General features: G+C 45.3%; 21 protein-coding genes. 8 read left to right on the forward strand and 13 right to left on the reverse strand.

Annotated elements, in window-relative coordinates; all coding sequences use genetic code 11:
• Position 1: 1 nt before the first annotated feature.
• From KIT90_RS03440 to KIT90_RS03450, 3 genes are all read right to left on the reverse strand, one after another.
• Complete coding sequence (locus KIT90_RS03440; RefSeq protein WP_005439002.1) at positions 2 to 247, reverse strand: hypothetical protein; 246 nt, start codon at positions 245 to 247, stop codon at positions 2 to 4.
• An 833-nt stretch (positions 248 to 1,080) separates the two neighbouring features.
• Positions 1,081 to 1,827, reverse strand: a complete 747-nt coding sequence (locus KIT90_RS03445) for a metalloregulator ArsR/SmtB family transcription factor (RefSeq protein WP_045413219.1) — start codon at positions 1,825 to 1,827, stop codon at positions 1,081 to 1,083.
• A gap of 228 nt (positions 1,828 to 2,055) precedes the next feature.
• Complete coding sequence (locus tag KIT90_RS03450; protein WP_005438999.1) at positions 2,056 to 2,934, reverse strand: NAD(P)-dependent oxidoreductase; 879 nt, start codon at positions 2,932 to 2,934, stop codon at positions 2,056 to 2,058.
• A 306-nt stretch (positions 2,935 to 3,240) separates the two neighbouring features.
• Between KIT90_RS03450 and KIT90_RS03455 the strand changes: the two genes are divergently transcribed.
• Together KIT90_RS03455 and KIT90_RS03460 are read left to right on the forward strand one after the other, a co-directional pair.
• Entirely contained in the window at positions 3,241 to 3,708 is a 468-nt protein-coding gene (locus KIT90_RS03455) for a YhcH/YjgK/YiaL family protein (protein WP_285375273.1), read from the forward strand.
• A 175-nt stretch (positions 3,709 to 3,883) separates the two neighbouring features.
• Positions 3,884 to 5,065 carry an MFS transporter gene (locus KIT90_RS03460; RefSeq protein WP_005438997.1) on the forward strand — a complete coding sequence of 394 codons (1,182 nt, stop codon included), beginning with the start codon at positions 3,884 to 3,886 and terminating at the stop codon, positions 5,063 to 5,065.
• A 104-nt stretch (positions 5,066 to 5,169) separates the two neighbouring features.
• Here the strand turns inward: KIT90_RS03460 and KIT90_RS03465 are convergent, their stop codons facing one another.
• The 5 genes from KIT90_RS03465 to KIT90_RS03485 form a co-directional block, all read right to left on the reverse strand.
• Entirely contained in the window at positions 5,170 to 6,009 is an 840-nt protein-coding gene (locus tag KIT90_RS03465; protein ID WP_020197879.1) for an energy-coupling factor transporter transmembrane protein EcfT, read from the reverse strand.
• Complete coding sequence (locus KIT90_RS03470; RefSeq protein ID WP_285375277.1) at positions 6,006 to 7,787, reverse strand: ABC transporter ATP-binding protein; 1,782 nt, start codon at positions 7,785 to 7,787, stop codon at positions 6,006 to 6,008. Before KIT90_RS03470 ends, KIT90_RS03465 begins: the two co-directional genes overlap by 4 nt.
• Before the next feature lie 6 nt (positions 7,788 to 7,793).
• Entirely contained in the window at positions 7,794 to 8,342 is a 549-nt protein-coding gene (locus tag KIT90_RS03475; RefSeq protein ID WP_005432209.1) for an ECF-type riboflavin transporter substrate-binding protein, read from the reverse strand.
• 310 nt (positions 8,343 to 8,652) lie between these two features.
• Entirely contained in the window at positions 8,653 to 9,783 is a 1,131-nt protein-coding gene (locus KIT90_RS03480) for an HlyD family secretion protein (RefSeq protein ID WP_285375280.1), read from the reverse strand.
• Positions 9,783 to 10,169, reverse strand: coding sequence for a DUF3302 domain-containing protein (locus tag KIT90_RS03485; protein ID WP_005438987.1), 387 nt, complete (start codon positions 10,167 to 10,169; stop codon positions 9,783 to 9,785). The genes KIT90_RS03480 and KIT90_RS03485 overlap by 1 nt, the downstream gene beginning before the upstream one ends.
• Before the next feature lie 146 nt (positions 10,170 to 10,315).
• Here KIT90_RS03485 and KIT90_RS03490 point away from each other — a divergent pair, with 146 nt between their 5' ends.
• Positions 10,316 to 11,206: a DMT family transporter gene (locus tag KIT90_RS03490; RefSeq protein ID WP_285375284.1), complete on the forward strand. Its 891-nt coding sequence runs from the start codon at positions 10,316 to 10,318 to the stop codon at positions 11,204 to 11,206.
• A gap of 119 nt (positions 11,207 to 11,325) precedes the next feature.
• On the opposite strand, the gene KIT90_RS03495 is transcribed toward KIT90_RS03490, so the two are convergent.
• The 4 genes from KIT90_RS03495 to deoD all read right to left on the reverse strand — a co-directional run bounded on the left by KIT90_RS03495 (position 11,326) and on the right by deoD (position 16,795).
• Positions 11,326 to 12,909 carry a GGDEF domain-containing protein gene (locus tag KIT90_RS03495; RefSeq protein ID WP_009704948.1) on the reverse strand — a complete coding sequence of 528 codons (1,584 nt, stop codon included), beginning with the start codon at positions 12,907 to 12,909 and terminating at the stop codon, positions 11,326 to 11,328.
• Positions 12,893 to 14,377, reverse strand: coding sequence for a hypothetical protein (locus KIT90_RS03500; protein ID WP_009704947.1), 1,485 nt, complete (start codon positions 14,375 to 14,377; stop codon positions 12,893 to 12,895). Before KIT90_RS03500 ends, KIT90_RS03495 begins: the two co-directional genes overlap by 17 nt.
• A 169-nt stretch (positions 14,378 to 14,546) precedes the next feature.
• The gene (locus tag KIT90_RS03505) at positions 14,547 to 16,016 is read right to left on the reverse strand and encodes a hypothetical protein (RefSeq protein WP_005441107.1); all 1,470 of its coding nucleotides are present in this window, start codon (positions 16,014 to 16,016) and stop codon (positions 14,547 to 14,549) included.
• A 68-nt stretch (positions 16,017 to 16,084) separates the two neighbouring features.
• Positions 16,085 to 16,795 (reverse strand): purine-nucleoside phosphorylase, encoded by a 711-nt coding sequence (gene deoD / locus KIT90_RS03510; RefSeq protein ID WP_005441106.1) that lies wholly within the window; start codon positions 16,793 to 16,795, stop codon positions 16,085 to 16,087.
• 398 nt (positions 16,796 to 17,193) lie between these two features.
• Here deoD and KIT90_RS03515 point away from each other — a divergent pair, with 398 nt between their 5' ends.
• Genes KIT90_RS03515 through KIT90_RS03530 form a run of 4 tightly spaced genes read left to right on the forward strand, consistent with a single transcriptional unit; the run spans position 17,194 to position 21,309 of the window.
• Positions 17,194 to 18,144 (forward strand): DUF523 and DUF1722 domain-containing protein, encoded by a 951-nt coding sequence (locus tag KIT90_RS03515; protein WP_020197886.1) that lies wholly within the window; start codon positions 17,194 to 17,196, stop codon positions 18,142 to 18,144.
• A complete protein-coding gene (locus KIT90_RS03520) occupies positions 18,134 to 18,937 on the forward strand; it encodes a MerR family transcriptional regulator (RefSeq protein ID WP_285375295.1) in 804 nt (267 codons plus the stop codon). The genes KIT90_RS03515 and KIT90_RS03520 overlap by 11 nt, the downstream gene beginning before the upstream one ends.
• Before the next feature lie 23 nt (positions 18,938 to 18,960).
• The gene (gene phrB, locus KIT90_RS03525; protein WP_285375297.1) at positions 18,961 to 20,376 is read left to right on the forward strand and encodes a deoxyribodipyrimidine photo-lyase; all 1,416 of its coding nucleotides are present in this window, start codon (positions 18,961 to 18,963) and stop codon (positions 20,374 to 20,376) included.
• A gap of 6 nt (positions 20,377 to 20,382) precedes the next feature.
• Positions 20,383 to 21,309 carry a L,D-transpeptidase family protein gene (locus KIT90_RS03530; protein WP_005441098.1) on the forward strand — a complete coding sequence of 309 codons (927 nt, stop codon included), beginning with the start codon at positions 20,383 to 20,385 and terminating at the stop codon, positions 21,307 to 21,309.
• A 26-nt stretch (positions 21,310 to 21,335) separates the two neighbouring features.
• Here KIT90_RS03530 and KIT90_RS03535 read toward each other — a convergent pair whose 3' ends face one another.
• Complete coding sequence (locus KIT90_RS03535; RefSeq protein ID WP_005441096.1) at positions 21,336 to 21,584, reverse strand: Lpp/OprI family alanine-zipper lipoprotein; 249 nt, start codon at positions 21,582 to 21,584, stop codon at positions 21,336 to 21,338.
• Positions 21,585 to 22,006: 422 nt separating this feature from the next.
• Here KIT90_RS03535 and KIT90_RS03540 point away from each other — a divergent pair, with 422 nt between their 5' ends.
• Positions 22,007 to 23,350, forward strand: coding sequence for a DEAD/DEAH box helicase (locus KIT90_RS03540; protein WP_285375300.1), 1,344 nt, complete (start codon positions 22,007 to 22,009; stop codon positions 23,348 to 23,350).
• Positions 23,351 to 23,362: the final 12 nt, after the last annotated feature.

Consider the following 23,362-nt stretch of genomic DNA (forward strand, 5'->3'; position numbering starts at 1 on the left):
CTTAGTCCGACTTTTCGTCTTTGATAAGGCCTTTTCTTTCTAGTCGCTTCTTAGGGTTAACGCGATGGTCGACGCCTAGCGCTTCTTTCGTAGTATCCGCGATCGTCTCATCAAGCGTACAACGGTTACCTACAACCTTCGTTACACCGTTAGCCAGCTTCTTAGGGCTACATTTCGGGTCGATAGGGCCAGCGTTTGCGACCACAGGAAGCAGTGACAATAACATCACTGAAAATGCGTATTTCATCTCATGAATCCTAATCTCTCAATTCGGTGCTTAATTTAGCATCGGTACTAAAAAGGATTTAGGCATTCCCAAGATTGTTCATCATCCAGATGACTATAGATGTTCAGGTTGCTATAGAAAGTTGAAAGCCCTCTCTCTTCCGTGAGAAAAGGGCTTTCGATGAGGCTTCACCTCATTATCACTAGGTGTGCGGTCTGCTTGTCTAATGGAGCAAGTAGTCCATGCTGACTAGCTGCCGCCAAAGTATCGAACTGCTGACCACAACCCACAAAACGGTCTTCGCGATTTTAGCGTTTCGCATGGGTATTCCCGATTATCAAAGATGAAATATTGATTGAGCCAGTTGTTTGGCTGATGTTCAGATGATATCTCAATGAATACTGGCCGAAGTTATCACCTTTAAAACATATCGGTCTGGAATGCCTACACACTGCATTTTTGAAAAAAAAGCCCACCTATGGAGTGGTAGGTGGGCAAGGCTTATGTGGAGTCACAAACTGCTACCAGCTGGAGTCGGGACCGTAGTAGCAAGATACTTACAATATCGTTTGCCTGTGTGTTCAAAAAGGCATCTTAAATAAAGCGATTTTGGTCAATGCCCAACAGAGAAATGGTTATTTTGCTCATCTAAAACCAAGAGGTATGGGTTATACCCAAAAGCGGAAGGATTGCGCTTTATTATTTAAATATATCAATGGTTTATATTTTTGTTGGGCTTGGGTAATTACCAAGCAATGGAATTGACGAAACGATGACAAGGTGACACTGCTTCAAATAAAAATACTCAGCAGTGTCTCTGGATTAAATGTAGCGGTGTGGTGGGAGTGAAGCTCTTATTGCTCGTTCTGTTGCGCGGCTTTTAAGCGCGATTTCTCAACGTTAATGATACCAGGGTTACCAACGCGAACCGTTTGCAGTAAATGCTTGATCCACATTGGCAAAGATGGCGATAAACGGTAATGAATCCAAAGCCCTTGGCGTGTGTCTTTTAAGAACGTGGTATCGCGCAATAATGCTAAGTGGCGAGAGACTTTCGGCTGGCTTTCATTTAACGCGTTTTTAAGATCCGTGACCGTCAAGTCTTGTTCGTCTTCCAAAAGCATTAATATTTTCAAGCGTAGCGGATCGCTCATCAGTTTAAAGAAGCTGCTTGGGTCTACATGCGTGTTATTCTCTTCGCTGTTGAGGAGCAAAAATAGGCTGATGCGTTCAATCAGTTCTTTGGCGGTATTGTTAAATGGCTTAACGCCTTCCAGTGGTTTGGGATCAACAAGATTCCAATGCAGCTGATCGACATCTTGCTCGAAAATAACACATTCATCTTTTGCGTTGTCACATAAGGTGATGACAAAGTCGTAGTGCTTGCTTTCAACTTCCGCATAATCTTTAGAGCGAAGCCCTTCACTCGTGATGTTTTGCCCATCTAAAACTTCAAACACTCTTGGGTCGACTTCACTTGGGTGAACGCCTGCGCTGTCAGCATGAAAACGGTCTCCTGCCATGTGGTTAAAGATCGCTTCGGCAAGTTGCGAGCGAGCGGAGTTACCAGTGCAAAGAAATAGGACTTGTTTTTTCATCATATCAAACTAAAAAATGCGGAGGCGTATGCCACTGTGACCATTGATAGAAGACAGTATAACGCTGCATGGGGTGAACAAGAAGCACCCGAACGTGCATCAGGTTCTATATTAACCGTTTAGACGTGCTAGATATGAAGAATCGTGATGAAAAAGTGGGGAATAGAAAGTTGGAGTGGGAAGAGTAAAGTAGCCTTACTGCGACGTTTGCGCAGTAAGGCTCAATCCGAATTACTTCTCTAGCTTAGTGAAGTAGTCGAAGATTACTGGTACGTCAGATTGACCTAGACCAGCGTTTAGCGCTGATTGTAGGTTTGCAGAAGTACCTTCAGCGATAAGAGACTCAGTACCTAGGTCTTTTACCATCTCTAGGAAGTAACCAAGGTCTTTGTTTGCGTTAGCAATAGAGAAACCTAGGTTTGGATTGCCATCAACTGCGTAGTTCTTACAGAACTGCATAAATGGTGAGTTTGATGGGCCTGCAGACATGATGTCGAACAGTTGTTGGCCATCAACACCAGCAAGTTTTGCAACTGCAAACGCTTGAGACATGGTTGCTACTGTTGTCATACCCATGAAGTTGTTTACCAGCTTCGTCACGTGACCAGAACCTAGTGCGCCTAGGTGGAATACGTTTTCGCCTTGTTCATCAAGTACTGGCTTCACTTTGTTGAAGGTATCCATGTCACCAGCAGCCATGATGTTTAGTAGGCCTTCTTTTGCGTGAGCAGGAGTACGGCCAAGAGGTGCGTCAATCATGCCTGCGCCTTTTGCCGCTAGATCTGCGCCAATCTTACGAGTAGAAGCTGGGATAGAAGTACCGAAGTCGATCAGCACTGCACCTTCTTTGATGCCTGCTAGGATACCGTCTTCTGCGTAAACCAGTTTTTCTACAACTTCTGAAGTGGTTAGACAAAGCATCACGATGTCACTTGCTGCAGCCAGTTCTTTTGCAGAGCTTGCTTCTTTCGCACCACGAGCAACACACGCTGCAACCGCTTCTTTGTTCAGGTCCATTACGTTTAGTTCGTAACCACGGTTTTGTAGGTTCTCAACCATGTTGCCGCCCATTAGACCTAGTCCAATGAAACCAATCACAGGTTTTGTCATATCTAACTCCTAAAATATACTATTGTATGATTATATGGTCATTATAATATTCGCCCGTCTGGAATTTGCAATGAAAAAATTCCCCAAATGTGTTGTCGGATCTCAGTTTCTTCTAGTGAATTAAATTTTATGTTTTTGTTTTTAATTTATATCAATGGCTTATGTTGAGTTTTGACGCCTAAAAAGGTTAAAAAGCTAGAGGCATGAATTCACGGTTTTGTGATCTGGCAAGCATACAAGTCTTCGTAAGTAGAATAAGTTCATTTGTATTACAAATATATCTTGTTTTATTTACTTGAGGCATTTATGTACACCGGACATTTAGCACACTTAACGTTCCTTTCTTATTTATCTCCTAAGTTGCAAAGCGTCATTGAGATAGCAAAAGATAAGCTCAGCACACCGATTGAAAATGGTAAGTATGAGTTATTTGGAGAATCGGCTTTTATGATGGTGGTTGAAGATCAAACTCAGCCACTTGAAAACAGACGTTCTGAGATCCACCGTAACTATCTCGATGTACAAATCCTACTCGAAGGTGAAGAAGTATTTGGCTACAGTTTGAACCCTTTTGCGGAAATAGAAGAAGACCTACTAGCAGACAAAGACGTGGCCTTTAGTGAACAGTTGGTTGATGAGAAGTTCATAAAAGTGGTAGCCGGAGAGTTCATTATTTTCTATCCGGGGCAACCACATCGCCCATTGGTTGCTACAGAGTCAGGACCTGCATCCGTTCGTAAGGCAATCATCAAAGTACATAAAGATTTTTTGTAAAATAAACTTTAAAAAATAACGACATAGCCGCTTTTAAAACGCAAGTTTAGAGGCGGTTTTTTATTCTAACTTTCGGAAATTTAAGTGAAAAACAGAAAGTAAATAAATAATAATGATATTGCGAATTTGTTACATTTGGCGGTATGATGGCGGCTTCATATCCTAAGGACTCATCATGAATACGCCACAGAAAAGTTGGAGAACGCCACAAAACTTTCTTCTGCTGATTTCCATTATTGTTCCTATTGCCTTCTCCACTTGGATGGCGCTACTGAACAACTTCGTTATCGAAAAAGCCAACTTTGATGGTGCCGACATCGGTTTACTGCAAAGTGTGCGTGAGATTCCCGGTTTTCTTGCTTTCACTGTTGTCTTTGTTTTGCTGTTTATCCGCGAGCAACGTTTTATGTTGGTCTCGCTCGCCATGCTGACACTGGGCACGGCAATCACAGGTTACTTCCCATCTTTGTTTGGACTTCTTTTTACTACCTTGTTGATGTCGACTGGCTTCCACTATTTCGAAACACTGAAGCAATCTTTGTCCTTACAATGGCTTTCTAAAGAAGAAGCGCCAGAGATGTTGGGTAAGTTTATCTCGGTTGGGGCGTTGGCATCTTTAATTACCTATGGTGCGATTTGGGTACTGCTAGAACAGCTGAAGTTGGATTTTAAGACGGTCTATTTATTAGCAGGCGGCACAGGTTTTATCCTGATCATGGTGATGGCGTTTGCGTTCCCTGAATTCAAAACGGAAGTTCCACAAAACAAAAAGTTGGTGCTGCGTAAGCGCTACTGGCTTTACTATGCATTGACCTTTATGAGTGGTGCTCGCCGTCAAATCTTCACGGTCTTCGCTGGTTTCTTGATGGTGGAGAAGTTTGGCTATTCGGCAGCGGACATCACACTGCTTTTCTTAATCAACTATTTGTTCAACTTCCTGTTTGCTAAACGTATTGGTCGCTTTATCGGAGCCGTTGGTGAGCGCAAAGCATTGATGTTTGAATATGTGGGATTGATTTTTGTCTTCGTCGGCTACGGTTTAGTGCAAACCGCGGAGTGGGCGGCAGCATTGTACGTGATTGACCATTTGTTCTTTGCGCTGGCACTCGCAATCAAAACTTACTTCCAGAAGATTGCCGATCCGGCAGATATGGCATCAACCGCTGGTGTGGCGTTTACCATCAACCACATTGCTGCTGTCGTGATTCCGGTAACCTTTGGTGTGATTTGGTTGGTTTCACCTTCAAGCGTGTTTTACATCGGTGCCGCTATGGCTGCAGTGAGCTTGTTACTGTCTTTGAATATCCCAGCTAAGCCGGGAGAGGGTAATGAAACACGTGTGTTGAGATGGAACTAAGTTAGTGCTTACTACTCAATAACTTAACGCGAAAACTGGTTATAAAAATGGGATGCAGAGGCATCCCATTTTTGTATTCGGTTTTCAACGTGAGACTGGTTCGTTTAGAACGGATACCAAAACAGTTGAGTGTCTATGACGCGTTTGCTAATCGCTGCGGCAACAATCACGACGATGCCTGCCATACACACCATATCGGCTTTGGTCAGCGGTTTTAGGCTGTACCAAGTACGAGAAGAATGACGACCAAAACCACGCAATGTCATCGCGTTAGAGATTTGGTCAGCGCGATCTAGGCTAGAGAAAATCAAAGGGCCTAAGATCTTAGAAACGTTCTTCATACGGGTAAACAACGGCGCTTTCTTACTCAGTTCAACACCACGGGCTTGTTGAGCGTGCATGATGTTGACGAAGTCTTTCTTCACTTCGGGCAAGTAACGCAAGGTCAAACTGACGGCATAAGCAATTTTGTAAGGCACACCCATACGGTTCAAACTTGCCGCAAACTCAGTAGGATGGGTAGTAAACACAAACACCAAAGCAATTGGGAACATGCTGAAGTATTTCAGTGTCACGGTAACCAAATAGAACAAGGTCTCTTGGGTGAGTGAGTAATTACCCGGTAACGATAACAATACCGTTGTTGAGCCCATGTATTCACTGCCTTGCTGCGGCGCTAATGCGAACATAAACAGCGCATTAATCAACAAAACACTGCCTGTACCGATCAGTAAAGGTTTGTACACATGGAAAGGTACCTTGGTCATTTTTAACAAACCAAGACCTACAACGATCAGTAGAGCAATGATGCGCAAATCAAAGGTTGTAAGTACCACCGTTACCCACGCAATGAACATCAAAAATTTGGTAATGCCATTGAGTTTGTGCAGTGGCGATTGGGTATCGATGTAGTTGATACCAAACTTCATCTTGTTGTCTTTCATGCCACTACTTTCTCAATGTTCTTAGCATCATTATTTTGTGAATCTTGAGCTTCTGAAGTTTGTACATCGGCGTTGTTTTCATGCTCTCGACGCGCTTTTTCAACGTCAATAAAGTGCTGCATAAAGTCGTTCGTGTTCTTAATGCCTAACTCAGTAGCCAGTTCATACAAGCTAGTCGTCGCCAAGTTCGCTTGGTCTAACAGTGCTGGGGAACTAAACACTTCGGTCATTGGTGCGTCAGCAATCAACTTGCTGTCGGCAATCACGATGGAACGAGTGGTGTATTCCAAGACCAAGTGCATGTCATGAGAGATGATCATCACCGTAATGCCAAGTTCACGATTAAGTTTCTCGATAAAGCTCAGCATTGATGTGTAGTTACGGTAATCTTGTCCAGCAGTAGGCTCGTCCAGAATCAAAAGCTCAGGCTCTAAGGCAAGAATCGATGCGATCGTTACGCGCTTCTTCTGACCGTAGCTTAATGCCTCAATTGGCCAATGACGGTACTTGCTCAAACCACACAGCTCAAGGACTTCCAATACCTTCGCTTCGACTTGTTTCTCTTCAACACCACGGTTACGCAGGCCGAAAGCCACTTCGTCGAAAATCATGTGATGCGAAATCATATGATTTGGGTTTTGCATTACCACGCCAACCTTTTGGCTGCGTTCGAAAATGGTTAGCTCGTTTAAGTCTTGGCCGTTCAAGATCATCGAACCTTGGTCTGGTTCAATCACGCCCATCACAAGCTTAGTGATGGTGGATTTACCAGAGCCGTTTTTACCCAACACCGAAACGAATTCGCCGCGTTTTACATCGAAGCTAACGTCTTCAAGTGCGTTTTTCTCACCATCGTATGAATAGATAAGGTTACGAACAGCCAGAAGAGTCTCGGCTTGCTTTTCAACATTGGTTGCTTTTGAGGCTTCAAACCATGCGCTAACGGCGGTTTGGTATTGTGCCAATGGCAATGTGCTTAAGCTCGATGGCTTTGCATCGCCTTCAATCGCGCAGCCTGCTTCTTTCAAAGCAGAAAGGTAAAGAGGCTCACGGATACCGTATTCTTCAAGAAGCGGGGACGCTAAGATTTCATCTGGTGTGGTATCTGCGATGATTTCACCACTTTCCATCAGAATGATACGGTCAACAGAGCGGTGCAGTACATCCTCAAGACGGTGCTCGATAATGATGATGGTTTTGCCCGTTTCACGGTGCAGATCATCGATAATCTCGATGGTCTTTTTGCCCGTCTTCGGGTCAAGGGCAGCAAGTGGTTCGTCAAACAACAAGATGTCGACGTCATCGACTAAAATACCCGCCAAAGAAACGCGTTGTTTCTGACCGCCTGATAAATCGTGAGGGGAGCGATCTAACATCTGTTCCAAATCGACCATTTTGGCCGTTGCTTTGACCAATGGGTACATGTCGATGTTAGACATCAATTGGTTTTCCAACGCGAATGCGATGTCTTCACCAATGCTCAACCCAACAAATTGGCTGTCTGTATCTTGCAGTACGGTACCAACTTGTTCGGTGAATTGGTGCATGTCAAAAGGTGCGGTATCTTGACCATTGATGGTCAACTTACCACTGGTTTCCCCTTTGATAGCGTGTGGGATCAGTCCGTTAAGACATTGGCCAAGGGTAGATTTACCACTACCACTTGGACCGATAATGACGATTTTCTCTCCTTTCTCTATCCTTAGATTGATATTTTTTAGCGTCGGTTTGTCCAGCGACTCATATCTAAAAGAGAAGTTAGAAAATTCGATTGTCATTCGACATTAAGCCTCTGTTAAGTTGCGGCTTTGCTTGTTACGTTTTGCGACAGACTTAAGAATGAAGAAGCCAACAATAGCAATAAGAATGGTGTTACCCAGTGCGATGATCGACAGCTGTGTAAATACCTTAGTGAACGGTTCTGCATACAAGATGGTGTCTAGGAAGGCTGAGCAGCCGTAACCAAATACGTTACCCAATAGAGCAAGCACCACGAACAACGCGAAATCTTTCATATTGAAGTCACCTTTCTCTAAGCGGTTGCGTGTTAGAGAAGGGAAAAGACCGATAATTAAACCGACAATACCTGAACCAAGTACCCAAGTTAGCCATACGCCCCAGCCTGCAAATAGGTCAGTAACCCAGTGGCCAATGAAGCCAACCAAGAAGCCTACAAGAGGGCCGAATAACACTGAGAACAATGCCAATACCGCCATTGCTGGTTTCAGCGTCGTGTTTGCAAACACAGGAATGCCAAACATTGGCAAACCGCCGATGCCGTATAGCGCAGCACCGATTGCAATAACCACTACGGTTTTAGCAGAAAGATTCATAGATAACCTCAGTTCAATTGTCGATTTTAAAGAACGTTCACTTGCTTTGTTTTATAGCGCTGATTGTGTAACAAAGTTAGGAAACAACCAAGCTGCTTATTGTTTGCTCTGTTTTTCTTCAAGAAATGTGTGATTGGATTCACGCATCCCATTGACTGGCTTAGTTTTTCAGCAAGCATCAAAAATAAGGCGCGCATTATACAGAATATTGATAAAAGTGGGAATGCTATCTGTCTGGATGGCTAGAATGAAAACAGGGGCTGACTGTCAGCCCCTGATTACACTTTTTGATGCGTTTTTCGCCATTAAATTAATGGTCTAGGTATAGGTAGTTTTGCCAGCTCTTCATGCGGATAAGGACTTTTCGCATGATAGAAACGTGGGTAAAGCTATCTGAATAAACCGCGACCTCAACCGCAGTACCGAGTGGTAGGTGATACTCAGTCAGATCATCAGTGATTTGCAGAGTAACAAACACACGACCACTGGTGCGGAGCGCATCGGTACCCAGTAGCGCACCACGTGCTTGGAATTGGCTTTCTGCGATGGCAGGAAGCACTTCGATGACCTTACCCTTGAACACTTGTCCCGGTAATGCACGGAACATGAACTCGGCTTCAAAGCCAGGTTCTAGGCGTTGCAGAGAGTTTTGACGGAACGCGGCGGTGTACAGTTTTTGTTCGGTGTGAACGAAAGTCATCACAGGAGCAAGTGGCAGCGGTACCGCCATTACGCCCGGGCGCAATGCTAACTGAGTCACGTAGCCGTCGGTTGGTGCTTTCACGACGGTTTGATCGAGGTTGAACTCCGCTTGGCGTAATTCGGCCAATAGTGAAGCAACCTGAGTGTTTTCTCCGCCGACTTCAGAGTCCAACGCAATTTGTGCTTGTTCACGTTTGGACTGAGCAACTTCAAGCGTCGCTTGAGCCGCTTTAAATGCCTGACGGCGAGTATCCAATTGTTGCTCGGTGAAGGCACCACGATCGAAACCACGTTGGTAACGGTCGAATTCGCGTTCCGCTTTATCACGCTCAGCAAGTGCTTTGATGACCGCTGCTTCCGCTTCTTGAACGCCAGACTCTAGCCCCAATGCACCTTGGCTGGCTTCTTTCACTTTCGCACGTAGCTTATCTACTTCCGCTTGGAATGGAATCGGATCGATACGGAAAAGTACATCACCTTTCTGCAATGGTTGGTTTGGTTGAACAGGTACTTCAATCACTCGGCCACGAACGCCAGAAACGACGGGTGTGGTTGAGAAGACTTGGTTACCAATTTGCGTGAACGGATGGTTGTAGTTCATCAGCAAGATAAGTGTACCGACCAACACCACACCACCAAGAACAGCAGTTGGAACTGTCCATTTGTTCAATGGGATATTGAAGATTTTGAAAATCGCGATACATAACGCGGCGTAAGTCAGAACCAGTAGTAAATCCATTATTGTTCCTCCTTACCTTGTTCTTTTTGTGCTGGAGTGCTTGACGCTGGCTTTTCGCCTTTCAGCGTAGAGACTTCTTTTTTCAATTCGTTGACTTCATCTATTAGCTCTTCGAGGCGATGATGGATATCATGCGTTTCTTGTTCGAGTTGTTTGAAGCCCCAGCCTCGTTCTTTGCGCCATAATGTCGCCCAAATCCAAAGGAAAGGCCAAAGGGCGTGAAGTGTGAAAAGGCTTACCCAGCCAGCGTAATGAATAGCGTCTTGGTGAGGATGCTCGCGCTCTTTTGCTATTTCATAAGGAATATCGTGAATCACAATGATTCCGTAGAAGATAACCAAAGCAACGAAAATGAGTAACCCAAGTGCAAAATAGTCTAGAAACATCTTACTTCCCTGTGCTTGTTGCTAAATAGAAAAACTTACGTAAATTAACTGTTTAAGTATTTGATGAAACAATAAGTGAATCAAGTTATTTATAACTCGATGCGCTGTTATTGAGAGATACGGCATGCAATACGAAGGAGTAAGCAGTGCAATATTCAGGTGAGATTGCTGCAATTTGCGCGGCGGTCGTTTGGGCGGTTGCCACATGGATATACAGTCAGTTCAGTCATCGCTTTTCGGCGATGCAGTTGAACATTGTCAAAGGCGTTATTGCGTCGGCGATGATGTTGGTGGTCATGCCATTTTTGCCGCAGGGTATACCAACACAAATTGAACCATTACATCTCGCTGTATTAGCGGTTTCTGGTGTGATTGGTATTGCCATTGGCGACAGTGCTTACTTCGCTGCGTTGAAGCGCATTGGTCCGAACAAAACCTTATTGCTGGAGTCTCTTGCTCCTCCGTTATCGGGCGTGCTTGCTTTGGTGTTTCTTGGTTCAGAACTGACATTACAAAGTTGGCTTGGCGTGGTGGTGACAACCGCAGCGGTGACTTTTGTTGTCTTTCAACCTTCTTCTTCAGGCGAAGAAACAAATTGGAGCGGCATTGGATTTGGCCTGTTGGCGAGTGTATGCCAAGCCTCAGGTGTTGTGATTTCTCACTATGCGTTGGTGGCAGGTGATCTTCCACCGTTGCTTGGTGCCTTAATCAGGCTCAGCATTGGTGTGTTAGCGGTTTGCTTGGTGATTAAAGTCGTTGAGCCTGCACCGTTTAAAGGCATCAAGCAGCACATTCAAGAGATGGGTAACAAAGCAATGGGATGGTTGTTATTGGCGATTTTTGTCGGGACCTTTCTCGCCCTTTGGCTACAACAGATTGCGTTGAAGTACGCCAACCCAGCGATAGCGCAAACTTTAATCGCTACAAGCCCGCTGTTTATCTTAGTGATTTATGCGATCAAAGGTGAAAAGGTTGGCGTGAAGAGTGTAATAGGAACATTAGTCGCGCTGGGCGGTATTTCATTGTTCTTTCTTTAAGCCTTTCTCTTAGCAAGTGGAAGCAAGATATAAAAAACGCCCCAGTTTGAGCTGGGGCGTTTTTTATTGTTCAGAGTTTGGTTTGTGGGGCAGAGCTTTGTATATCGTTGAGAGCTGGCTTATAACTCAGTACACACTTGATTTCGGCCGTTGGCTTTCGCGCGATACAGAGCTTTGTCGGCACGATAGAAGGTACGTTGAGTGTTTTCACCTTCGCGATGTAAGGTGATGCCGATGGAGACGGTCAAGCCGCGCTCGCCCAAGATTTCATGCCAACCAAACTGGTAAATGCGCTCACGGTAGTTTTCAGCGTGCATTTCAGCCTTAGCGACTTCGGTGTTTTCAAGAATCACCAAGAACTCTTCTCCACCAAAGCGTACACACGAAGACCCACGGAATTTAAAGTAACCGGAGAGTTCTTTCGAAACGTTCACAATGGCTTTATCACCCACTAAGTGGCTGAGCTCATCGTTAATCGATTTGAAGTGATCAATGTCGATAACCAGTAAGGCAAAAGGCGTGTCGTGCAGCAGTAAATCTTTGAGCTTCACTTCCAACCAACGTCGGTTGTGCAGAGACGTCAGAGGGTCTGTGAACACGTCTTGTTGCAACTGGGCTACCGTATTTTTGTGTTGTTGGGTCGTCTCTTTCAGTTCTTTGTTTTCAATCTCTGAAAGGATTAGTTTGAGTTGTAATTCAAATCGAGTCAGGCGGCGCAACTGTGCAGGCCCTAGTTCGCTGATTGGAATGTGTTTCACCAAGTCAGATTCGACGCGAAACGCTTTCTTCTCGTAATTGAGTGCCTCTTTGAACAAGCCTTGCGATGAACACACTTGGCTCATTGCATTGTAAAAGCGGTTCGCAATCAGTGGTGAAGAATGTTCGTTGATACGTTTGCCAGTCGAGGCCAACAGTAGGTTTGACAGCGATTGGTGGCCGACTTCATTCAAGCAGTAAGCCGTCTCGATTTTTACCATGGTTGAGAGCCAGAATGTGTGCTGCTTACCGGTTGCGTACTGGATTTGAGAGATGGCAAGCAGCGCTTCGTTGTACTCTTTTTGTAAACGGTGCAGTTTGGCTCGGTATAAATGAATCTGACCAGTTAGGTTTTTATCACTAACCAAGATGCTCAGTTCTTCACACTCGCTAAGCAAGTCTGTCGCCGCGCCGATGCGCTGAAGGCTGATATAACACGCCAACATATAGAGTTTGTAACGCAATCTCAGCGAACGGCTACCAATCGCATGATCAATCGCATCGATCTTTTGGTAGTAGCGTAGAGCACGATTATGATCGCCATACGCATCACACAGATTGCCCATCCCAATGATGGCCAATACGTACTCGTCAATGTAACCGTATTCCACCGATATATTGGAGGAAGAGATGTACTCGGTTAATGCCGCGTTGTAGTCGCCTTTCTCGACCAAGCGATCACTCAAGCTCGATTTCACCGAAAGAATGTCTTCGACGTCCTCTGGCAGTTTGAGTAAATCGAGCGCGTGGCGTAACTCTTCGATGCTTTCAGTTAACTGTTTAATCTTGCTGCGATACTCGGCACTGATGATATAGCAATGCGCTTTCTCTCGATTGGTTGAAGCAATGTGTAGGCGAATGTGTTCCCACAAGATCAACGCCTCTTCACCAGTGACTGAAGAGGGATCCATGCCTGCATCGGTGACCTTACTAAGCAGTTGTTCCATTCTTCATTACCTCAATGTGGCTCTCTTCCAACTGTTCTAATGTGAACGGGAAGGTTAGGATGTCCTGTAGATAAAGGGTCGGTTTAGGGCCAGTTAAACCGCGACGCTTCCAAGGGTAGATGTCTAACATAGCGCAAACGGTGCGGTAGAGATCTTCAGCGGCTTGATCCTTTTCAGCAATCAACATCGCCAGACGGTCGCTGCTCAAGCGAGATATAAGATCACTAGACGTAGTGAGCGAATGGACTAATTCGGTACAGATGTCGAGAAACGCTGGATCGGAGTGACGGATCATGATGATCGCATGATTCGAGCGTTTTAATTCGGTCTTAAACAGAACCAGTTGTTCCCACCAATAGGTTTCTGACACCACATTTGAGAACTGCTTTTCTGGGTCGTATTCATGTTGAGCACGAATACGGTTGATGAGTTTTCTTGCTCGCTGCTCTAACTGGCGTTTTGAGCCACGAGCTTTGTCCATGCTGACTCGGTGTGTCTGCTCTTTAAGCATCTTGAGGGCATGTTTGCGATATTTTTGAAACGCTTGGAAAGCGAGCTCATAATTGCCTTGCTCTTCGGCAACTCTTGATTGTTGGAAGCAGATTTGACTGAGCAGCTCACCGTTATCAAACGCTAGCGCGGATTGTTCGGCGGATTGCAAAAGTTTTGCTGCGCTCTCGGTGTTTTTACGCAGTAATTCCAGTCTTGCTCGGCTGATGAAAGAGTGGGCTTTCATCCAAGTCAGGTCTTGCTCTATCGCGAGCTGGTGGGCTTTTTGGGTTGCTTCTTCTGCGGCATCGAGGCGTTCTAAACCAAGAAGAGCAAGACCTTTAAAATCCCATATCTCGGCTTGCCAAGTGCTGTCTTCATGATCTCTTAGGACTTCGGTTGCGCCGTCTAAAACGGTGAGCATTTCAACAAAGTTGTTGAGTAGATAGTAATCCCAAGCCAGCAGGATTCTTGCTTTCCCTTCTAACCAAGCAATACGGACGTTATTTGCCACTTTAACCGCAAGCTCGTGCGTGGAAGCGGCAAGCTTATGTTCGTTAGTGATTCGCCAAACATTGCCTAGGCCAATTAAGGCTTCGATTTGAATCTCGATGTCGTCGACCAAGGCCGATTGCTCAAGGGCATTAATCCAATATTGCTGAGCGGAGTAATACTTTGCTTGTCCCCAATATTGAAGCGCGAACAGGTGGAGAATTTCTGGAAGGTGATCGTCAGTATCGAGTTGAATTTGAATATTGTAAGCGTCTTTAATCAGCTTTAGGCCATGACGATAGTCCATGCTACACCAGCATGCGTGCGACATGATGATAAGTGCGCGGATCTCGCCATCGACAAATAGAATTTGCTCTGCACGAATACGGCACTGTTCTGCGATTCGGAATGCTCGCTCGGGATCAGATTTTATCTGGCCTTCAAGGGCGTTGAGCTCGGCCTCGAGCTGAATTTGGCTTTTATCCAACGTTCACATCCATGACTATCGAACTGGAATTTACACCTAAAAACAAGTGGTTAGATGCGTTTATCGTATTGGTGTGGAAAATGGCCACACCAATAAGGAATCGGATACTGTAATGTATACCGTGTTCAACACTTACTTACCACTCATAAATGAGTAAACTGTTAAATAGTCATGACAACAATTGTTTGATCGTTAGCGGTGCGTCTGTGACCTTCAGTCTTTGAGCAGCAGTAAGTCCTTGCTTATCCTGATAGCACAAATTATGCCAAGCTCTGAATATATCTAAAAGAGGCAATATCCCGGCAGGTCGTAATTTGCGACGTGGCTCGTTGATGAAGCTCTCAAACAACAGTTGGAAGCGGTTTTGATAGAACTGAATGTGACGTGTTGTTGCCACATTAAACCAGGCTTCTGGCTCGTTTTTATCGCCAGCCAAATAGCAAATACCCTTGTTACACTCATACTGGCTAGAAATCGCCCAGCGATCTCGCCACCAACTCATGTAGGCAATGTCTACTTTGCCAAATGGCGCACTCATGTCCCAAATCGCGTCTTCTTCTACATACATTAGATCCACATTTTTCTCTTGGATACGAGACAAACAAACGCTCAACGCAGCAGAGCGGAGCAGGGGATCTTGAGGCATGTAGATAGAAACGCGCTTCTCAGGGCAGCACATATCTAGCACATGAAGATAGTGTGCGTAAGAAGTGTATGGCGGACGAATCAAAGCGCCCTTGGATGGGTAATGGAACACCGAAAGGTTACCCAAAGGATCTTCAACGTTGCCACGAGCCAAGATGGTTTGATATTTCTGATCGATGCGCTCACGCAGTTTCTTAGATGGTGCTGGTGGCGGTTCACTCGCTTCTGCTGTGTATTCTTGTGAGACAAAGCGAGACACTTCATCGTATGGGTTGTGATCCAGTGTAGCGACTGGCTCATCATCAGAAGAGTAATTCACATGCTGACAAAGGATATAACCCGAATGTGCTTCACCTGAAGCAATCCAGTAAACGCCATTATTGCTGTTTGGCTGCAGCGCGACATAGTTTGATGCGAGCTCATAATGCTCAGCGTGGTTTACCCAGCGTGCATCAATCGTCGCCAGTTTGCGTCGGCAGCGGCTAGCGATGTGGTCAACATGATCGTAAAAGGTTTTTGGGTTGATGCTGAGTTTACGGCAGATTTCACGAACGGAATAACCAGTAAACAACAAGCCCATCAAATTCTCTTGGAATTGAAGCTTTTTGTTGGCACCAGACCATTTATCGACAAAAGTACTTTGGCACACTTTGCAGCGGTAACGTTGGCGATCGCCACTGTAACCGAAAGCGTGATAGAGGTGTTTATGAGTATGGACAGAAAGCCCAAAGTTATCGCAGTCATCGTTGCGACAAGCAGGTAACCCGTCACTGTGGACGTGACGCAGACGATGAAGTTCGTTCACTACATCGCGGTTATTAAGTAAGGGGGGGAAAGCTCCACACTCACGGCATACCATCGCCGGACGTTTAGGGTTAGCATGTTGCAAAACGTATCGCTTTGCATCACTCAATCCAAAGTTGTCACACGCCAATGTTTTACAAAAGTTGAGTTGTAACCCATCTGCGTCCCTTGGCAGTTCGCCGTTAGACACAATCGCCCCCTCGGGATAATTCTTGCAGCCGGTCAGGCCCCGGCTGCTATTTACTACTTAGGTGTTTCTTAGATGTTGATTGCTGTTTCTAGAGCAACTTTCATCATGTCGTTGAACGACTTTTGACGCTCTTCAGAGCTTAGTTTTTCGCCACGGATGATGTGGTCAGAAACTGTTAGGATAGTTAGAGCTTTCGCGCCTAGGTCTGCAGCAACGCCGTAGATACCAGCCGCTTCCATGTCTACACCTAGGATGCCTAGTTTTTCCATCTTCTCGAACAGGTCTGCTTCTGGTGTGTAGAACAGGTCTGCAGAGAATACGTTACCAACTTTAACTGGTACTTCTTGAGCACGTGCTTGGTTAACCGCTTCTTCTAGAAGACCGTAGTCAGCGATTGCAGCGAAGTCGTGGTTGTTGAAACGGATACGGTTAACTTTTGAGTCTGTAGATGCACCCATACCGATAACAACGTCCATTAGTTTCACGTCGTCACGTACTGCACCACAGCTACCTACACGGATAACGTTTTTCACGCCGTACTCAGCGATGAGTTCGTGTACGTAGATACAGCAAGATGGGATACCCATACCGTGGCCCATTACAGAAACTTTCTTGCCTTTGTAAGTGCCAGTAAAGCCGAACATGTTGCGAACGTCACAAACTTGTTTCACATCTTCTAGGAACGTTTCTGCGATGTATTTAGCGCGCAACGGGTCGCCTGGCATTAGAACTGTTTCAGCGAAATCACCTGGTTGTGCGTTAATGTGTGGGGTTGCCATAAGTGCTCTCCAAAGGTTTGTTCAGGTAAAACGCATCAATTATAGAATGCTATTACCAATTCTGTTGAACTTGTTCGTTTTCGTTGAGGCCATAATATCGGGACAGGGCAAGGGGACTTGAGAGTTAAGTCACAAAACGGTCGGTTTTAGTGTTTAAATATTCTGTTGATAACTAAATCTGTTGAAAGCAAAAAGGCAATCGATTTGCTTTTGAGCAGTTTGTCGATTGCGCGCACAAATTCTTCCTTTCTTCGCCAAAATTTTTTCTGAAATCGAGTTGATCGAATTCCTATACAAGTGAGTAAAACGGTTAAATTGTACAATTTATTTTCTTGTACAATCTGGAAAGGCTTGCTATAAGTTATACAACAAAACATTTTGTATAGGGATGCGTCATCATGGAATCGTCAATCAAAGTAGGTATCAGCTCTTGTGTGTTAGGTGAACGTGTACGTTTCGACTCTGGGCACAAAATCAGCAACTTCGTTACTAAAGAATTAGATGGGTACTTCAGCTTCGTGCCTGTATGCCCGGAAGTCGGTGTTGGCATGACAGTGCCTCGCCCAACCATTCGTCTAGTGAGCAACGAAGAGCGTATTGCATTGGTCGAAACAAAGAATCCCGAAAACGATCATACCGATAAAATGCTGACGTACTCGGAAAACAAAGTGAACGAGCTCCAAGGGGAACACCTGTGCGGCTACATCGTGTGTGCTAAGTCTCCAACTTGCGGCATGGAACGCGTGAAGGTTTACAGCAAGAACAGTGCTGCGAAAGAAGGCATTGGCTTGTACACCAAAACTTTGATGGAAAAAATGCCGTGGTTACCAGTAGAAGAAGATGGTCGCTTAAATGACCCTGTGTTGAAAGAGAACTTCATTACTCGCGTTTACTGCTTGAACGACTTTTATGAGTCGATGGGCGGCGAGCCAACTCGTGGCAAGATCATCGAGTTCCACTCTCGTTACAAGCTAACACTGATGGCGCACCACCCAGAATCTTACCGATCTCTAGGCCGATTAGTTGCTGATGTTGCGAACTATGAAATCGAAGACTTTTACAACGAATATCGCCTTGGCCTAATGAAGGCACTGCAAAACCGAGCGAGCCGTAAAAATAACACCAACGTGTTGATGCACTTACAAGGCTACTTTAAGCGTTCGCTGAACAGTGATGAGAAAGCAGAGTTAGCGACGGTTATCAGTGACTACCGAACTGGCCTGTTACCATTGCTTGCCCCGTTAACCTTAATTAAGCACTATCTCAATGCGTACCCAGATGAGTACCTACAAAAACAAAAATATTTAGAACCATACCCGCAGGAGATGAGACTACGTTATGGATTGTAGCCAAGAAGAAAAACTATACGCAATTAGAGATGTATCAGAGTTGACGGGCGTAAAACCCGTCACCCTGAGAGCTTGGCAAAGACGCTATAACTTGATTCAACCTCAGAGAACAGAAAAAGGCCATCGCCTATACCGCCAACAAGACCTAGATACGATCCGTGAGATCCAAGGGTGGCTTGCTAAGGGAGTGGCGATTGGCAAAGTTAAGGGATTATTGGGTCAAGAGTCTGATGTTGACGTCGCCTCTGACGTTCAGCGCTTGGAAGAAGCCGAAGCTGTGCTGAAAGCCCTGTCCGAACTCAACCGTGGCAAAACGGAAACCTTGTTATCTGATGTATTAAAGGAATACCCACTTAACATTGTTATAGAACAGCTGATAAACCCAGTTTTCGAAGCGTTAGACTTAGTTAAAGTTTCGCAGCGTTCCCTACAACTGGGGCTGTTCCAAACGTGTTTGATCACTCGATTGGCCTTGGTTGTCGATTCTGAAAACAAAGCGTCTTCAAAAGGCAAATGCTTACTGCTTAGCTTTGACCAAGCACGTGATTCAGAAAGTTGGGTTCAAGCAGCAAAACTGTGTGAACAGGGCTATCACATTACTTTGATCGATAAAGTAGAAGATGTTTCTGGTCTGATTGACCATGACGTGCTCTCTCGTTATCAATTCGTCCACTTCTTCTCAAACAAAGCACTGCCTATTAAGCAAGTGGAAGTGCTAACCACACTGCAAACGCAGCTTCCAGAAAAGATTCAGTTTTCTGAAGTGATAGAAAAGCTGCACTTTGCTGCCTAAAAATACCCTCGTAAGGAGACGACATGATTCTGGTTTGGTTTCGACGTGACCTAAGAACGTTAGACCACACAGCGCTTAAGGCTGCTCTCGATTCTGGGCAGCCTGTTGTTGCCGGTTTTGTTGCAACGCCAGAGCAATGGCAAGAACACCACATGGCACCCATGCAGGCGGATCTCATTGCACGACGTTTGACACATCTTGAAGAAGAGCTTGTAGAGCTTAATGTCCCGCTTTTGTACAAAGAAGTACCCAAATTTTCCGACGTGACCGAGGTCATTAAAGGGTGGGCTTTATCACTGAACGTAGAAAGCGTCATGGCGAACATCCATTACGAGGTCAATGAACAAGCGCTAGACCGAGAGGTTTCAGAGGTTCTTGCTAAAAGCGACGTCACGTTCGAAGCTTTCCATGACAAATGTGTTCATGCGCCAACCACGGTATTAAACAAGCAAGGTGAATACTTCAAGGTATTCACGCCATTCAAGCGTGCTTGGTTGTTGAAATTCCAAATGCCAATGGTGTCCAAACCACAACCGCAAGCCGAGCTGTCCAAAGACGTGCTTCAGACAGTTGAAGCAGATATTTATCATTCCGATGTGCCTTTTTCTTACCCACGCGAATCCAGCGAACGTTGGCACGCCTCAACTACAGATATTGTCCAACAACTAAGAGAGTTCGCCCGTGAGCGCAGCGATGCGTATCAAGCAGAAAGAGATCTACCTGCTGTCGATGGAACCAGTCAGTTATCTCCTTATCTCGCAATTGGCGCGCTGTCGCCAAGACAATGTATCGCAAGGCTTTATGCAGAAAACCCACTTCCTGATCTCACCGAAGGGAAAGCCACTTGGTTGAGTGAAATTATCTGGCGAGAGTTTTACCAACACTTATTGGTGTTTGAACCAAAGCTTGTTAGAGGAAAGGGCTTTATTCCATGGGAAGAGAAGATTCAATGGTCTTATGATGAGCAAGCTTTCGAACGCTGGAAAACAGGCACAACAGGGTACCCTATTGTTGATGCTGCCATGCGCCAACTGAACACGACGGGTTGGATGCACAACCGTCTACGCATGGTTGTGGCGAGCTTTTTAACTAAAGACCTGCATATTGACTGGCGTTGGGGAGAGGCATACTTCATGAGTAAGCTGGTGGATGGCGATTTCGCTGCCAACAATGGTGGATGGCAATGGTCGGCGTCCACGGGCTGTGATGGGCAACCTTACTTCCGAATCTTCAACCCTATCAGTCAGGGTGAAAAGTTTGACTCTGATGGCACCTTTGTTCGCCATTGGGTACCGGAAATTAAAGAGGTACCGAATAAGTTTATTCATAACCCTTGGCTATGGAGTGGTTTTAATTTACTGGATTATCACAAGCCGATGGTTGATCACAAGGTGGAAAGAGAGATAACCTTACGGCTCTTCAAAAACGCCAAGGAATAGAGAGAGATGCCTAGCAAGAAGCGTCCGATGAGTATCGCTAAACGAACCCTGTTGTCTGTATCGCTATCTTTAGTGAGTGGTTTGTCATTCGCAAAGATGTACGAATTGCCGGAGGACGGGGCGCGCGTCATAGGCCGCATGGAAAACCATGTGGTTGAACAAGGCGAAACCATGGCAAACATTGCTAAGCAGTACGATGTTGGCATGCTGGCGCTAATGGCGGCCAACAAAGGCGTGGATCCTTTTCTACCAAAAGAAGGCCACGTTCTGACTATTCCTACTCAGCTTATTCTCCCAGACGTTCCCCACAAAGGCATCGTTATCAACTTGGCGGAGCTGCGTCTTTACTACTTTCCGGCTAAAGAAAATGTGGTTCATGTATTCCCGGTAGGTATTGGCCGTATTGGTCGAGACACGCCAGAGATGACAACGAGCATCAGCCAGAAGCGTCCAAACCCAACCTGGACACCACCTTCATCGATTCGTGCGGAATACAAGGCGAAGGGCATTGACTTACCTGCAGTCGTACCTGCTGGGCCTGATAACCCACTCGGTATGTTTGCGCTGCGCTTGGCGTATGGTCATGGTGAGTACTTGATCCACGGTACTAACAAAGACTTTGGTATTGGCATGCGTGTAAGTGCGGGTTGTATTCGTATGGATCCTAACGACATAGAGTGGCTATTCGACAAAGTACGTCGTGGCGAAAAAGTGAAGATCATCAATCAGCCGGTTAAAGTCACGCTAGAACCAGACCGCAGTGTATTTGTTGAGGCGCATGAACCATTGACTCGCAGTAACGGCGAGAAAGATCACTTACAAATTCCACAAGAGTTGAATTGGTGGTTGGATGAATATGGGATGACGAATGCGAAAGCTAAAGCAACGATTGCTGCTCAGAATGGTGTTCCAGTAGAAATAACCGCGCCTTAACAAGCGTTAAAGCGCGGAATCACATCTTACTTAGTGTAAGACTGAGCGATGTTGTCGATACGCTCGTTAGCACGTGCAGCTTCTTCTTGAGCTGCCATAGCCGCGTCGTTAGACTTTTGAACGTCAGATTGTAGAGACTGAACGTCTTGGCTTAGTTGGCTAACTTGGTTGCTTAGTTCGTCTAGTTTAGTAGCTGTTGCTGCTTCGTCAGAAGAAGCACAACCTGCTAGTAGAAGTACTGAAGTTGCTGCAGCTGCGATCAACGTTTTGTTCATTTTAGAACTCCTTGCCTATAGTTAAATTCCTACGCTATACGTTTTGTATCATATAGTCATAGTGGTAAATGTGAATACATTCTATCAGTACATGATGTAGCAAAAGTCAAAAAAATCCAAGGATTTCATAGAGTACCTGATACGGACGCTAACCTTTAGTTTACATAAGTGAGCGTTTACTCACCTTTAACGCCAGTATCGGGTAGTACAGCAGCTCTTTTACCACGTCCCTGATATCAATAATTTAGACGAAATTTACACAAATGAAAGTTTCTTAGATGAATCTTTATTTTTTCTAATGGAATTAGTTTGTGTGATCTCTATCTATACTCCTATGATTTGCGGTATTATACCGAGCTTTTATTTTTTGCTGCGTTAGAGCGGAAACGACACTGAAAAAGCGCTCAAACGATGACTATTTATTGGAGAATACTTTGCAATTTAAAGATCTAGGCCTAGACAACCGATTGTTGAAGAACCTAAAACACTACGATTTCAAAAAAGCGACTGACATTCAGAAGCAGGCGATTCCTGTTGCGATTGCAGGCAAGGATCTATTGGCATCTTCGAAAACGGGTTCGGGTAAGACTTTGGCGTTTGTATTACCAATGCTTCACAAGTCACTAAAGACGAAGTCGTTTTCTGCAAAAGACCCTCGTGCAGTCATCCTTGCTCCTACGCGTGAGCTAGCAAAGCAGGTATATGGCGAGCTTCGTTCAATGCTTGGTGGTCTGAGTTATGACGCAGCATTGATTCTTGGTGGTGAGAACTTTAACGATCAGGTAAAAGCGCTACGCCGCTACCCGAAGTTCATCGTGGCAACACCAGGACGTTTGGCTGACCACCTAGAGCATCGCTCTCTGTTTCTTGATGGTTTGGAAACGCTGATTCTAGATGAAGCTGACCGTATGCTCGACCTAGGTTTTGCACCAGAGCTTCGTCGTATCCACAAAGCGGCGAAACACCGTCGTCGTCAAACTCTGATGTTCTCAGCAACGCTTGATCACGCAGAAGTGAATGACATTGCATCAGAGATGCTGAATGCGCCAAAACGTATTGCTATCGGCGTATCAAACGAAGAGCACAAAGACATCACTCAAAAATTCTACTTGTGTGATCACCTAGATCACAAAGAAGCGATCCTTGAGCGTGTTCTTGAAGAAGCCGAATACCGTCAGGTGATCATCTTTACTGCAACTCGTGATGACACTGAGCGTCTAACGAACAAGTTGAATGAGAAGAAGCTTAAAGCGGTCGCGCTGAGCGGTAACTTGAACCAGACTCAACGTAACACCATCATGAGTCAGTTTGAGCGTGCTGTATTTAAGATTCTAGTAACGACAGACGTTGCATCTCGTGGCCTTGATATCGCAACAGTAACGCACGTTATCAACTTCGATATGCCGAAGCACACAGAAGAATACGTGCACCGTGTAGGCCGTACTGGTCGTGCGGGTAACAAAGGTGACGCAGTGTCTCTTGTTGGCCCTAAAGACTGGGATAGCTTTAAGCGTGTTGAAACTTACCTACAGCAAGATTTGAACTTCTCTGTATTTGAAGATTTAAAGGGTAAATTCAAAGGCTTGAAACCACGTAAACCTGATTTCCGTGGTAAGAAAACAGAAACCAAAAAAGCACACCCACAAGCGAAAAAAGTCGCGAAGAAACCTGCTAAGCGCGATAAAGGTTTCTACCAAAACGTGGCAGTGGGTGAAAACGTGTTTATTCCTAAGAAAAAGCCAGCGGAACCAAAAGCTGAAGATTAATCTTCAACTCAG

The organism is Vibrio sp. B172a (genome assembly GCF_030248355.1).
In the GTDB taxonomy this organism is placed as follows: domain Bacteria; phylum Pseudomonadota; class Gammaproteobacteria; order Enterobacterales; family Vibrionaceae; genus Vibrio; species Vibrio owensii.

Coding starts and splice junctions, on each gene's coding strand:
- KIT90_RS03445 (WP_045413219.1), bottom strand. CDS start 1,827: ATGATGAAAAAACAAGTCCTATTTCTTTGCACTGGTAACTCCGCTCGC.
- KIT90_RS03530 (WP_005441098.1), top strand. CDS start 20,383: ATGCCTAGCAAGAAGCGTCCGATGAGTATCGCTAAACGAACCCTGTTG.
- deoD (WP_005441106.1), bottom strand. CDS start 16,795: ATGGCAACCCCACACATTAACGCACAACCAGGTGATTTCGCTGAAACA.
- KIT90_RS03460 (WP_005438997.1), top strand. CDS start 3,884: ATGAATACGCCACAGAAAAGTTGGAGAACGCCACAAAACTTTCTTCTG.
- KIT90_RS03475 (WP_005432209.1), bottom strand. CDS start 8,342: ATGAATCTTTCTGCTAAAACCGTAGTGGTTATTGCAATCGGTGCTGCG.
- KIT90_RS03535 (WP_005441096.1), bottom strand. CDS start 21,584: ATGAACAAAACGTTGATCGCAGCTGCAGCAACTTCAGTACTTCTACTA.
- KIT90_RS03465 (WP_020197879.1), bottom strand. CDS start 6,009: ATGAAAGACAACAAGATGAAGTTTGGTATCAACTACATCGATACCCAA.
- KIT90_RS03440 (WP_005439002.1), bottom strand. CDS start 247: ATGAAATACGCATTTTCAGTGATGTTATTGTCACTGCTTCCTGTGGTC.
- KIT90_RS03480 (WP_285375280.1), bottom strand. CDS start 9,783: ATGGATTTACTACTGGTTCTGACTTACGCCGCGTTATGTATCGCGATT.
- phrB (WP_285375297.1), top strand. CDS start 18,961: ATGATTCTGGTTTGGTTTCGACGTGACCTAAGAACGTTAGACCACACA.
- KIT90_RS03470 (WP_285375277.1), bottom strand. CDS start 7,787: ATGACAATCGAATTTTCTAACTTCTCTTTTAGATATGAGTCGCTGGAC.
- KIT90_RS03455 (WP_285375273.1), top strand. CDS start 3,241: ATGTACACCGGACATTTAGCACACTTAACGTTCCTTTCTTATTTATCT.
- KIT90_RS03450 (WP_005438999.1), bottom strand. CDS start 2,934: ATGACAAAACCTGTGATTGGTTTCATTGGACTAGGTCTAATGGGCGGC.
- KIT90_RS03495 (WP_009704948.1), bottom strand. CDS start 12,909: ATGGAACAACTGCTTAGTAAGGTCACCGATGCAGGCATGGATCCCTCT.
- KIT90_RS03515 (WP_020197886.1), top strand. CDS start 17,194: ATGGAATCGTCAATCAAAGTAGGTATCAGCTCTTGTGTGTTAGGTGAA.
- KIT90_RS03520 (WP_285375295.1), top strand. CDS start 18,134: ATGGATTGTAGCCAAGAAGAAAAACTATACGCAATTAGAGATGTATCA.
- KIT90_RS03485 (WP_005438987.1), bottom strand. CDS start 10,169: ATGTTTCTAGACTATTTTGCACTTGGGTTACTCATTTTCGTTGCTTTG.